The following is a 12,102-nucleotide window of genomic DNA, read 5'->3' as shown; positions in this document are numbered from 1 at the left end:
ATGAATAAAATTAGCAACTTACGTTACTTTTTTGAAAAGCACGGTTTTGAAGTGTCATCCCGTTTAGCTGAAAAGATGGGGGTAAAGGCAAAAAATGTCCGCCTCTTCTTTATCTATGCATCTTTTGCTACCCTGGGAGTTTGGTTTATAGTGTATTTAAATCTTGCATTCTGGTTAAAGTTAAAAGATCTTGTTTACACGAAGCGAACGTCTGTCTTTGATTTATAGAATTTATGTTTAAACTCTTCAGGTCAAAATTCTATATTGCCATAGCACTTCTGGTGTTTGTTTTTCTATTTGGGGTTTTTGGATACAGGTACTTCGGTGAATACGATTGGATCGATGCTACTTATATGACCGTTATCACGGTAACCACTGTTGGTTTTAGTGAAGTGAGACCTTTAGATAGTGATGCGAAAATATTTACGATCTTTTTAATCATATCGAGTGTTTTCATATTTGCATTTGCAATATCGATTATAACGGAATATTTATTGGTCAGAAGCACGGTTCAGCAAATAAAATTGAGAAGGATGAAGCGAAAAATTAATCAGCTCGATAATCATGTTATTATATGTGGTTACGGAAGAAACGGAAAACAAGCAGCGCTTAAGTTATTGCGTTATAAAAAGCCTTTTGTGGTGATAGAAAGTAACGAGGAGGTGATCGAAAAGGAGATGGACGAAAATATCCTGTTTATTCACGGAAATGCGAATGAAGATGAAATACTGCTCGATGCCGGAATAATAAACGCTCAGGTGTTAATATCGGCATTGCCAAATGATGCAGATAACCTTTTTGTTGTCTTGTCTGCAAGACAGCTAAATTCGAACCTGAATATCATCAGCAGGGCCTCGGAAGAATCTTCTCAAAGGAAACTGGAGCTTGCAGGTGCTGATAAAACAATTATGCCGGATAAGATAGGAGGAGATCATATGGCTTCATTGGTAGTGCTCCCGGATTTGGTTGAATTCGTCAGGCAACTCGCTATTGAAGGGAGAGATACGATTACCCTTGAAGAGGTGTCTATGGAGGATCTTCCTGAAAAATACCAGTATAAATCACTGATAGACCTTAATTTGCGTAGTGTAACCGGGTGTACCGTTATTGGGTATAAAGAGGCTTCCGGAGATTTTATTATAAATCCCGAAGGCGATACCAGGTTACTTCCAAGCTGCAAGTTGGTAGTATTGGGAAGACCCGAACAAATTAAAAGATTGAATGAAATGTTTCATATAAAAGAAAGTTATGCATAACTAAACATTTTTCTGCAATCAAACAGTTAATGAACCAAAACCAAAAGAATGAGAAGAACAAAATACCTGTCCCTCCTCTGAAGTATGAGTCAGCTTCAGACAAAATATAAACAGATGCTTCTTGTCTGGAATAATAACAGCTATACTGATTGATTTTCAATACCAAGTGACGTTACATATAATACATAAAATTTGTCTTGATTGATAATTTTTAAGATATTGGCGTCCTGATAAACATAACCTAACCTAAAATTAACGAAAAAGTATATTATGAAGAAACCTTTTCTCTTGCTATTAATGATGGCTATATCTGTTGTTGCCTATTCGCAAGAACTCGTAGTAAAGGAGACGATAGATAATCCTTCCAGGGTAATTAATGACGGACAAATATCGATTAAAGTTGAAGGCGGGCAAGAACCTTATACATATAAGTGGAGTAATCAATCTACGCCGCTAAATTCGAATATAGCATCGGGATTGGTTGAAGGTATTCCGTATACGGTAACTGTTACCGATGCAAACGGACTGACTGTAACTAAAGAGTACGAAGTTCCTGCCAGGGCGATTGCTGAAATTTTTAATGGTACGATGACCCCGGCAGTGGCAGCTATCGGGTCAGTTTTGTTCTGGGACCCTTTTGCGGCGACCGGATTGTACGATCCGGTGGTTTATGCCGATGTAAAACTTGTGGGTGCTCCGGGTTGGTCGTCTGAAATAGACGATAAGTTTGTGTTGAAAAAATGGTTGAAACCGGAAGGGGCTAAAGTTAAAAAAGGAGAGCCCATAGCTATTGTGTCAAGAGCCTCAGGGGCAGAAGAAGAGGTTGTGTCATCGGTAAGCGGTACGCTTAATTACCTTGTAAAAGAAGGAGGAGTAATATATAATTCAGATAATCCTAAACATGTGATTGAGCAAGGTGCTCATTATCTGGCAGAAATTGAATATGACGAGCAGATTGTCTTGTTGCACCCTAACGGAGACCCCCAAACAAAGAATATTCCTTTTATAGTGGTATGGCTTTTACTTGGAGCCACATTCTTCACTCTCAGAATGGGCTTTATCAATATAAGAGGATTCAGGCATTCGGTAGACCTGGCAAAAGGGAAGTATGACGACCCTGATGCACCGGGGCAGGTAACTCACTTTCAGGCATTGGCCACAGCTGTTTCCGGAACAGTCGGTTTGGGGAATATAGCAGGAGTGGCAGTTGCAATTTCATTGGGAGGAGCAGGAGCTACCTTATGGATGATTGTAGCCGGATTGCTGGGGATGTCTTCAAAATTCGTTGAGTGTACTCTGGGTGTTAAGTACAGGGATATACTTCCTGATGGAAGGGTATTCGGAGGGCCGATGAATTATTTGAGGTATGGTTTGGAAAAAAGAAATTTAAAAGGACTGGGTAAGGTGCTGGCAGGATTATTTGCGGTTTTGGCTGTCGGTGCTTCTTTTGGTGGCGGTAATATGTTTCAGGCTAACCAGTCTTTTGAACAGTTGTCGAGCCAGTTCCCGATGCTACAGGGTAACGGACCTTTGTTCGGTGTTATTACTGCTGTATTGGTAGGGGTTGTAATTATTGGTGGAATTAACAGTATAGCAAGGGTAACAGGTAAGGTGGTACCTGTAATGGCTTCCATATATGTATTGGCGGCATTGGTCGTTATCTTTATGAATATTGAAAATATTATCCCTGCTTTTTCAGCAATTATAGATGGGGCTTTTACTCCAAGTGCATTAAAAGGAGGTGTTATAGGTGTATTGATAGTCGGTTTTCAACGTGCGGCATTTTCGAATGAGGCTGGGGTTGGTTCGGCTGCGATTGCGCATAGTACGGCTAAAACCAATCATCCGCCCTCAGAAGGTTTTGTAGCCTTATTGGAGCCGTTTATCGATACTGTTGTCGTATGTACCTTAACTGCTTTGGTGCTGATCTTTACAGGAATGCACGAAGTGCAGGGATTAGGAGGAGCGCAATTAACCTCTGATGCCTTTGAAAGTGTTATCAGCTGGTTCCCTTATGTGCTTGCCGTAGCTGTTTTTCTTTTTGCATTTTCAACGATGATATCATGGTCTTATTACGGGATGAGAGCCTGGACTTATCTTTTCGGAAAGAGCAAGCGTACGGAGTTTGTATATAAAATGTTGTTTTTGGTATTTGTAGTAATAGGAGCTTCTGTAAGCCTTGGGGCGGTATTGGATTTTTCTGATATGATGATTCTTGCAATGTCGTTCCCTAATATTATAGGTCTCTATATGATGAGTGGAGAAGTCCGTAAAGATCTTAATGAATACTGGAGTAAATTAAAAAACAATAAGCTCTTTAAAAAAGAACGTCAGGGAGCTGCAACTACAGACACGCAGCAAGCGACAAGTTAACCGGATCAAAAAACAATGAAAGCTACATCCCATTTCAGGTTTAACAGAAGCCAGAGAAATGGGATGTTTTTTTTGGTGGTAATTATTTTAACGGTCCGGTTGTTCTCTTTTTTTACGGACCGGTCATACGAATCCAGATTCTGGAGTCTTTTGGAAGCCGAAAACGGTCTGGATTCCCTGAACGACCTGAAACAGGAAAGGGCTTATGAGGTATACAGGTTTAATCCGAATTATATAGATGATTTTAAAGGGTATTCGCTGGGGATGGCTCCGGCAGAACTGGACAGACTCTATGAGTATAGGAAAAAGGGAATGTATGTGAATTCGGTTAAGGAATTTAAAGAGGTGACGGAGCTCTCCGATTCTTTATTGAAGATTATAAGTCCTTACTTCCGGTTTCCGGAGCTAAAAAGAGTATCCCCGCAGATTACACATCAACATTTAAACGGTGAAGAAAGCGGTGTAGAGGGCAAGTTGGATATAAATAAAGCGGAATCTCGCGAATTAATGAAAATCAAAGGAGTAGGAAAAGTATTTTCAAACAGGATTTTGAAATACAGGGGCCTGCTCGGCGGGTATATAGAGATGAACCAGCTATACGAGGTATATGGATTAGACAGCCTGGTTGTTCGCCGGATATTTCGTAAATTTAAAGTAGATGATCTGTCTGCAATCAGAAAAATGAATGTAAATGAAGCGAGTGTAAAACAATTGACATCGCATGTGTACATAGATAAAGATTTTGCGACAGCAATTGTAATGTACAGAACGAAGAAAGGGGAAATAAAGGATTTGGCAGAATTAACAAAAATTCAGGGATTTCCTTCAGATAAAATAAATCTAATTCAAGTATATTTGACGGTTGATTAAAAGTTATTGAATAATGAATACAGAATTGGTGACAAAAATGAATTTTGATTATTCTGAAATGCAGGAAATGGTTGCAAATTCGGCACGAGATTTTGCAAAACAATATATAGCTCCTAATGTATTGGAATGGGATGAAGAACAGCTGTTTCCCGTTGAGGTTTTTAAGAAAGCCGGTGAAATGGGCTTTATGGGGGTTCTGGTGCCTGAACAGTATGGTGGGTCTGGACTGTCGTACCATGAGTACATAGCTATTATAGAAGAGATCTCTAAAGTTGATCCGGCAATCGGGCTTTCGGTTGCTGCACACAATTCGTTGTGTACGAATCATGTTTTAGAATTCGGTAGTGAGGAACAAAAGGCAAAATGGCTTCCTAAATTAGCCTCCGGAGCATGGATTGGTGCCTGGGGTCTGACGGAGCATAATACAGGCTCTGATGCCGGAGGGATGAACACTACAGCGGTTAAAGAAGGAAGTGAGTGGGTGCTTAACGGGGCGAAGAACTTTATTACGCACGGTATTTCGGGAGATATGGCCGTAGTGATCGTAAGAACCGGAGAAAAAGGCGATTCGCATGGAATGACGGCTTTTGTTGTAGAAAAGGGAACTCCGGGGTTTTCCAGCGGTAAGAAGGAGAATAAACTGGGAATGAGAGCCAGTGAAACCGCAGAGCTGATCTTTCAGGATTGCAGAATTCCCGATACCAACAGGTTGGGAGAGGTTGGAGACGGGTTTGTCCAGGCAATGAAGGTGTTGGACGGGGGGAGGATTTCGATAGGAGCTCTTTCTCTCGGTATTGCTAGGGGGGCTTATGAGGCAGCTTTAAAATACTCGAAAGAACGCGTTCAGTTTGGAAAGCCGATTTCTGAGTTTCAGGGGATTTCTTTTAAGTTGGCGGATATGGCAACCGAAATAGAGGCTTCAGAATTATTGTTGCACAAGGCTGCTTTTGAAAAGAATGCGGGAAGGAGGATGACCAAAATCGGGGCGATGGCCAAGATGTATGCTTCAGAAGTTTGTGTGAAGGTAGCCAATGAGGCTGTTCAGATTCATGGAGGGTATGGTTATACCAAGGATTTCCCGGTAGAGAAATTTTACAGGGATTCTAAGCTTTGTACCATAGGAGAAGGAACTACTGAGATCCAAAAATTAGTGATCTCTCGGCATATACTAAAATAAGAAAGTGATTTTTTGTGATTTTTAGTTGTTCGGTTTTTATTAATTAGTATATTTGCCGTCCAAATGAAAGGAGGTGTGTAGAGCATGCTAATTATACCAATAAAAGAAGGAGAAAATATAGATAGAGCGCTAAAGCGTTACAAGCGTAAGTTTGACAGAACAGGGACTATGCGTCAGCTGAGAGGCAGACAGCAGTTTACGAAACCTTCTGTTCAAAGAAGAGCTGAAATTCAGAAAGCACAATACATTCAGGGATTAAGAGATCAGGAAGAGATATAGTTCCGGGATGTAAATAATTTTAAAGCCGTTATTGGATAAAGTTTTATAACTTTGTTTAATAACGGTTTTTTTATGTCTTTTCAGAAGTTTCAGGAGTATCTTTTGTTGGAAAAGAATTATTCTTCGCATACGATTACAGCTTATATTAATGACTTAACGGAGTTTTCATCTTATTGTGAAGCGGAGTATGATGACGGTGTGATCGATGATGTGAACTATGCGCAGATCAGATCGTGGATCATTAGCCTTGTAGAAAGTGGAATAAGTAACAGGTCGGTGAACAGAAAGGTTTCTTCTCTTAAGGCGTATTATAGGTTTTTGTTGAAAATAGGTGTCGTTGCCGTTAATCCCCTGTCTAAACACAAGGCTTTAAAAACGGTTAAGAAGCTTGAAGTGCCTTTTTCTGAAGATGAAATGAAAAGTGTGTTTGCTTTAATGTCTGCAGAAGATACGTTTGAGTCGAGCAGGGACAGGTTGTTGGTGGAAATGTTTTACGCAACAGGGATGAGGAGGGCAGAATTGATCGGGCTGAAAGAAAGGGATGTGGACTTTTTCAATAAAACGATCAGGATCCTTGGTAAGAGAAATAAAGAGCGACTAGCTCCTTTATTGCCTTTTGTAGAAGATTCTTTGCATAAGTATTTGAGGTATAGGAAGGAGCTTGAAAATAAGAATCCGGAGGGCTTCTTGTTTTTGTTAAAGTCGGGTCATAAAATTTATGAAACGTTTGTTTATAGAGTAATAAATAATTATTTTAGTAGAGCATCCACTAAGGTAAAGAAGAGTCCGCATATACTCAGACATACATTTGCTACTCATTTACTGAACAATGGTGCAGATTTAAATGCGGTAAAAGAATTGTTGGGTCATTCTAGTTTAGCTTCTACTCAGGTGTATACTCATAATAGTATGGAGGAATTGAAAAAAGCCTACGGGAACCATCCTAGAAACAATTAATCCTCATTCTTGCCGTTTTAATTGTTTAACCTTAAAAAATAAGCGTAATGAAAGTACACACTCAATCTGTGAATTTTGCAGCAGACCAAAAGTTGATCGATTTCATTCAGAGGAGAATGGATAAGCTAGAGGTTTTTTATGACAGGGTAATACATTCCGATGTATACTTGAAAGTGCAGAAAACGAGTCAAAAGGAAAATAAAGTTGTGGAGGTTAAGGTGCATGTCCCGGGAGATGAATTTATAGTGAAAAAGCAATGTAAGACATTTGAAGAGGCTGTTGACAGTGCCGCCAGTTCGTTGGAGCGTGTATTGGTAAAACGCAAAGAAAAGTTAAGGACACATATCTAGAATAAAAATTTTAGATATTTTGTTTTGAAAAAAAAATAAAATATATACATTTGCAGTCCGTTAGAAATAGCGGGCTTTTTTATTGTGTTTGCCGATGTAGCTCAGCTGGCTAGAGCAGCTGATTTGTAATCAGCAGGTCGTGGGTTCGAGTCCCTCCATCGGCTCAATAGGAAATAAAGTAAAAGTTCATATAATTAATGGTTTGGGGAGATACTCAAGCGGCCAACGAGGACAGACTGTAAATCTGTTGGTTTTTACCTTCGCAGGTTCGAATCCTGCTCTCCCCACGAGTACTGTTAACGACTCTATTGTTGAGTTGTTTGTTTAATAAGCGGGAGTAGCTCAGTTGGTAGAGCGTCAGCCTTCCAAGCTGAATGTCGCGAGTTCGACCCTCGTCTCCCGCTCTTTTAAATTTTCAAGCCGACGTAGCTCAGGGGTAGAGTGCTTCCTTGGTAAGGAAGAGGTCACGGGTTCAAATCCCGTCGTTGGCTCATATGTTGTTTATTTTTGAACACTAATATATAACTAAGATTAAAATTATTAAATCATGGCAAAGGAAACTTTTGATCGTTCCAAACCGCACTTAAATATTGGTACTATTGGACACGTAGATCACGGTAAAACTACCCTAACTGCTGCTATTACTAAAGTGTTGGCAGATGCTGGACTTTCTGATGCGCGTTCTTTCGATTCAATCGATAACGCTCCGGAAGAGAAAGAAAGAGGTATTACAATTAATACTTCACACGTTGAATATCAAACTGCTAATCGTCACTATGCACACGTTGACTGTCCAGGTCACGCCGATTACGTTAAAAACATGGTAACCGGTGCTGCTCAGATGGATGGTGCTATTTTGGTGGTAGCTGCTACTGATGGTCCTATGCCGCAAACTCGTGAGCATATCCTTTTAGGTCGTCAGGTAGGTGTTCCAAGAATCGTTGTTTTCTTGAACAAGGTTGATATGGTTGATGATGAGGAGCTTTTAGAGTTGGTAGAGATGGAAGTTAGAGAATTGCTTTCTTTCTATGACTATGATGGAGATAATGGTCCTGTAGTTTCTGGTTCTGCTCTTGGTGCTCTTAATGGTGAGCAAAAGTGGGTTGATACTGTATTGGCGCTTATGGATGCTGTTGATAACTGGATCGAACTTCCTAAGCGTGACGTAGATAAGGATTTCTTAATGCCGATCGAAGATGTATTTACAATTACAGGTCGTGGTACAGTTGCAACTGGTCGTATCGAGACTGGTATCGCAAATACAGGAGATCCTGTTGAGATCATCGGTATGGGAGCTGAGAAATTGACTTCTACGATTACAGGGGTTGAGATGTTCCGTAAAATACTTGATAGAGGTGAAGCTGGTGATAACGTAGGTTTACTTTTAAGAGGTATCGAGAAAACCGATATTAAGAGAGGTATGGTAATCTGTAAGCCAGGTTCTGTTAAGCCGCATGCTAAATTTAAAGCAGAGGTGTATATCCTTAAGAAAGAAGAAGGTGGTCGTCATACTCCGTTCCATAACAACTACCGTCCTCAGTTCTACTTGAGAACAACAGACGTAACCGGTACTATTTCACTTCCTGATGGTGTTGAGATGGTTATGCCGGGTGATAACTTGACAATCACTGTAGATCTATTAAGCCCTGTTGCTTGTAGCGTAGGTTTACGTTTCGCTATCCGTGAAGGTGGTAGAACAGTAGGTGCTGGTCAGGTAACTGAAATTTTAGACTAATTTCACAATATATATGGTTTTGAGGTGTCCCGAAGCATCGGGATGCCTTAAGACTTGAATACGGGTGTAGTTCAATGGCAGAATAGCGGTCTCCAAAACCGTTGATGGGAGTTCGAATCTCTCCACCCGTGCTAGAAAGACTTAAGCTATGACAGTAATAAACTACATAAAGGAATCTTTTGAGGAATTAAAAACAAACGTGACATGGCCTACATGGGCGGATGCTCAGAAATTAATGGTTACTGTTGCTGTTTTTTCTATTTTGTTTTCTTTAGCAACCTGGGGTGTTGATACTGTATTTACCAGGTTGATTGGTTTTTATTTTGATTTAATCGGTTAAACCATAAAGAGAGATGGCAGAAGGGTTGAAGAAACAATGGTATGTGGTTAGGGCTGTAAGTGGTCAGGAAAACAAGGTTAAAAACTACATTGAAAATGAAGTGGCGCGCCTTGGTTTCGAAGATTATGTGGAAGAAGTGTTGGTGCCAACGGAAAAAGTGGTGCAGATACGAAATGGAAAAAAAATAAATAAAGAACGGGTTTATTTTCCAGGTTATGTTATGGTGAAGGCCAACCTGGGAGGTGAAGTCGCGCACGTTATTAAGTCGATTACAGGGGTAATCGGTTTCTTGGGGGAAGTTAAAGGAGGAGATCCGGTTCCTTTAAGGAGGTCTGAGGTAAATAGGATGCTAGGAAAAGTTGATGAGCTTTCTGTTAAGACTGATAATGTGGCAATACCGTATACGGTTGGAGAGACTGTTAAAGTGATCGATGGTCCTTTTAACGGGTTCAACGGAACGGTAGAGAAGGTTAATGAAGAGAAGCGTAAGCTCGAGGTGATGGTAAAGATCTTTGGAAGGAAGACGCCATTGGAGTTGAGTTATATGCAAGTGGAGAAAATTTAATTTGTTACGCAAATATAGATTCGCCTAGCTTCCTTATTAGGCGATCATAATTGTTTTAAATTGAACTATAACAATGGCAAAAGAAGTAAGTAAAGTAGTTAAACTACAAGTTAGGGGAGGCGCAGCGAACCCATCGCCGCCGGTTGGACCCGCTTTAGGTGCTGCCGGAGTTAACATCATGGAGTTCTGTAAGCAGTTCAATGCTCGTACGCAGGACAAACAGGGTAAAGTATTACCTGTTGTTATCACGGTTTATAGTGACAAGTCGTTCGACTTTGTCGTAAAGACACCGCCAGCGGCAGTTCAGCTATTGGAAGCGGCTAAGATTAAAAGTGGTTCGGGAGAGCCTAATCGTAAAAAAGTAGCTAAGATCACTTGGGATCAGGTGAAAACTATTGCAGAAGACAAAATGCAGGATTTAAATGCGTTTACAGTTGAATCTGCGATGAGTATGGTTGCGGGTACTGCAAGATCTATGGGTATAACGGTAACAGGTGATAAGCCTTTTTAATCTTAAAAGAATCTAGAAATGGCAAAATTGACAAAAAAGCATAAAGAGGCTTTAGCGAAAGTAGACAGAAACAAATTGTATTCTGTACAAGAAGCTTCAGCTTTAGTTAAGGAAATCACTAATGTTAAATTCGATGCATCGGTAGATTTAGCTGTAAGGTTAGGAGTAGACCCTCGTAAAGCCAATCAGATGGTAAGAGGTGTTGTTACACTTCCACACGGTACAGGTAAAGATGTTAAGGTGCTTGCGTTGGTAACTCCCGATAAAGAAGAAGAGGCTAAAGCGGCAGGAGCGGATTATGTAGGTTTAGATGAGTATCTACAAAAGATAAAAGACGGTTGGACAGATGTTGATGTGATTATCACTATGCCAAGCGTAATGGGGAAATTAGGTCCTCTAGGTCGTATTTTAGGGCCTCGTGGTTTAATGCCTAACCCAAAGACAGGGACCGTTACTATGGATGTAGCAAAGGCAGTTAAGGAAGTAAAGGCTGGTAAGATTGATTTTAAAGTTGATAAAACTGGGATCGTTCATGTAGCTATCGGTAAAGCTTCATTTACTCCAGAGCAAATAGCTGGTAACGCGAACGAATTAATTTCAACATTAATCAAATTGAAGCCAACTGCAGCTAAAGGTACTTATATTAAGAGTATTAATATCTCTAGTACTATGAGTCCTAGTGTACCGGTAGATCCGAAAGCAGTTTAATTGGTAGTTAGAAATTTTTTTCAATCATGACAAGAGAAGAAAAATTAACAGTAATAGAAGATTTAACTGCACAGTTAGCTGAGAACTCGATTATCTATCTAGCAGATATTTCTGGATTAGATGCACAAACGACTTCTAATTTAAGAAGAGCTTGTTTCAAGGCTAATATACAGCTTGCAGTTGTAAAGAATACATTGCTTTCTAAAGCAATGGAAAGTTCTGATAAAGATTTTGGAGATCTTCCTTCTGTATTGAAAGGTAACACTTCTTTAATGATTTCTGAAACCGGAAATGCTCCGGCTAAACTTATCAAAGAGTTTAGAAAGAAGTCTGATAAGCCTTTGTTGAAAGGTGCTTTTATAGAGGAAGCGGTATATCTTGGGGATGATCAGTTAGATGCTCTTGTGAGTATTAAATCTAAAGAAGAAGTTATTGGAGATATCATCGGATTACTTCAGTCGCCTGCTAAGAACGTTATCAGCGGTCTTAAGTCTGGTGGTGGTAAGTTGGCCGGGATCCTTAAAACTTTATCAGAAAAAGAATAAGTACGCACTTAATAATATTTATATTTTAAAATTTTAAAACGATAGAAAAAATGGCAGATTTAAAGGATTTTGCAGAACAATTGGTTAACTTAACAGTTAAAGAAGTAAATGAGTTAGCTGATATCTTAAAAGAAGAATATGGTATAGAGCCTGCTGCTGCAGCTGTTGCTGTTGCTGGTGGTGCTGCCGGTGGTGATGCTGGTGCTGCTGAAGAGAAATCGGAATTTGACGTAATTCTTAAGTCGGCAGGAGCTTCTAAATTAGCAGTTGTTAAGCTGGTTAAAGAATTAACTGGTTTAGGTCTTAAAGAAGCTAAAGAGATCGTAGATAGCGCTCCTAAAGCTATCAAAGAAGGTATTGCTAAAGATGAGGCTGAAGGTCTTAAGAAGTCTTTAGAAGAAGCCGGTGCTGAAGTAGAGCTTAAGTAAGCTCACCA

At 40.0% G+C, this 12,102-nt stretch carries 15 protein-coding genes and 5 tRNA genes; all 20 read left to right on the top strand.

The window, feature by feature from the left end; genetic code table 11:
* The 20 genes from MQE36_RS01045 (at nt 1) to rplL (ending at nt 12,094) form a co-directional block, all read left to right on the top strand.
* A complete protein-coding gene (locus MQE36_RS01045) occupies nt 1-228 on the top strand; it encodes a PspC domain-containing protein (protein WP_242937353.1) in 228 nt (75 codons plus the stop codon).
* A gap of 5 nt (nt 229-233) precedes the next feature.
* Complete coding sequence (locus MQE36_RS01040; protein ID WP_242937352.1) at nt 234-1,256, top strand: potassium channel family protein; 1,023 nt, start codon at nt 234-236, stop codon at nt 1,254-1,256.
* A gap of 270 nt (nt 1,257-1,526) precedes the next feature.
* Complete coding sequence (locus MQE36_RS01035) at nt 1,527-3,629, top strand: amino acid carrier protein (RefSeq protein WP_242937351.1); 2,103 nt, start codon at nt 1,527-1,529, stop codon at nt 3,627-3,629.
* A 15-nt stretch (nt 3,630-3,644) separates the two neighbouring features.
* Nucleotides 3,645-4,499: a ComEA family DNA-binding protein gene (locus MQE36_RS01030; protein ID WP_242937350.1), complete on the top strand. Its 855-nt coding sequence runs from the start codon at nt 3,645-3,647 to the stop codon at nt 4,497-4,499.
* Between the two features lie 37 nt (nt 4,500-4,536).
* Nucleotides 4,537-5,676, top strand: a complete 1,140-nt coding sequence (locus MQE36_RS01025) for an acyl-CoA dehydrogenase family protein (RefSeq protein WP_242938793.1) — start codon at nt 4,537-4,539, stop codon at nt 5,674-5,676.
* Nucleotides 5,677-5,760: 84 nt separating this feature from the next.
* Nucleotides 5,761-5,955 (top strand): 30S ribosomal protein S21, encoded by a 195-nt coding sequence (gene rpsU, locus MQE36_RS01020; RefSeq protein ID WP_242937349.1) that lies wholly within the window; start codon nt 5,761-5,763, stop codon nt 5,953-5,955.
* Between the two features lie 72 nt (nt 5,956-6,027).
* Complete coding sequence (locus MQE36_RS01015; protein WP_242937348.1) at nt 6,028-6,912, top strand: tyrosine-type recombinase/integrase; 885 nt, start codon at nt 6,028-6,030, stop codon at nt 6,910-6,912.
* Between the two features lie 47 nt (nt 6,913-6,959).
* Complete coding sequence (gene hpf / locus MQE36_RS01010; protein WP_242937347.1) at nt 6,960-7,262, top strand: ribosome hibernation-promoting factor, HPF/YfiA family; 303 nt, start codon at nt 6,960-6,962, stop codon at nt 7,260-7,262.
* A 90-nt stretch (nt 7,263-7,352) separates the two neighbouring features.
* Nucleotides 7,353-7,426: transfer RNA gene (locus MQE36_RS01005), tRNA-Thr, on the top strand.
* 40 nt (nt 7,427-7,466) lie between these two features.
* Nucleotides 7,467-7,549: transfer RNA gene (locus MQE36_RS01000), tRNA-Tyr, on the top strand.
* Between the two features lie 44 nt (nt 7,550-7,593).
* Nucleotides 7,594-7,666 (top strand) — tRNA-Gly (locus tag MQE36_RS00995).
* Nucleotides 7,667-7,681: 15 nt separating this feature from the next.
* Nucleotides 7,682-7,753 (top strand) — tRNA-Thr (locus tag MQE36_RS00990).
* A 56-nt stretch (nt 7,754-7,809) separates the two neighbouring features.
* Nucleotides 7,810-8,997 carry an elongation factor Tu gene (tuf, locus tag MQE36_RS00985; RefSeq protein ID WP_242937346.1) on the top strand — a complete coding sequence of 396 codons (1,188 nt, stop codon included), beginning with the start codon at nt 7,810-7,812 and terminating at the stop codon, nt 8,995-8,997.
* Between the two features lie 60 nt (nt 8,998-9,057).
* Nucleotides 9,058-9,128: transfer RNA gene (locus MQE36_RS00980), tRNA-Trp, on the top strand.
* A 17-nt stretch (nt 9,129-9,145) separates the two neighbouring features.
* Entirely contained in the window at nt 9,146-9,337 is a 192-nt protein-coding gene (gene secE / locus MQE36_RS00975) for a preprotein translocase subunit SecE (protein ID WP_242937345.1), read from the top strand.
* 13 nt (nt 9,338-9,350) lie between these two features.
* A complete protein-coding gene (gene nusG / locus MQE36_RS00970; protein ID WP_242937344.1) occupies nt 9,351-9,902 on the top strand; it encodes a transcription termination/antitermination protein NusG in 552 nt (183 codons plus the stop codon).
* 73 nt (nt 9,903-9,975) lie between these two features.
* Nucleotides 9,976-10,413, top strand: a complete 438-nt coding sequence (gene rplK / locus MQE36_RS00965; protein ID WP_038261283.1) for a 50S ribosomal protein L11 — start codon at nt 9,976-9,978, stop codon at nt 10,411-10,413.
* Nucleotides 10,414-10,431: 18 nt separating this feature from the next.
* On the top strand, nt 10,432-11,121 hold the full coding sequence (gene rplA / locus MQE36_RS00960; protein WP_242937343.1) for a 50S ribosomal protein L1: 690 nt from the start codon (nt 10,432-10,434) through the stop codon (nt 11,119-11,121).
* A 26-nt stretch (nt 11,122-11,147) separates the two neighbouring features.
* The gene (rplJ, locus tag MQE36_RS00955; RefSeq protein WP_242937342.1) at nt 11,148-11,666 is read left to right on the top strand and encodes a 50S ribosomal protein L10; all 519 of its coding nucleotides are present in this window, start codon (nt 11,148-11,150) and stop codon (nt 11,664-11,666) included.
* 50 nt (nt 11,667-11,716) lie between these two features.
* Nucleotides 11,717-12,094, top strand: a complete 378-nt coding sequence (rplL, locus tag MQE36_RS00950) for a 50S ribosomal protein L7/L12 (protein WP_242937341.1) — start codon at nt 11,717-11,719, stop codon at nt 12,092-12,094.
* Nucleotides 12,095-12,102: the final 8 nt, after the last annotated feature.

This window comes from Zhouia spongiae, from assembly GCF_022760175.1.
In the GTDB taxonomy this organism is placed as follows: Bacteria; Bacteroidota; Bacteroidia; order Flavobacteriales; family Flavobacteriaceae; genus Zhouia; species Zhouia spongiae.
The sequence above is the reverse complement of the archived record's forward strand: the minus strand, read 5'-3'. Positions and strand labels throughout refer to the sequence as shown.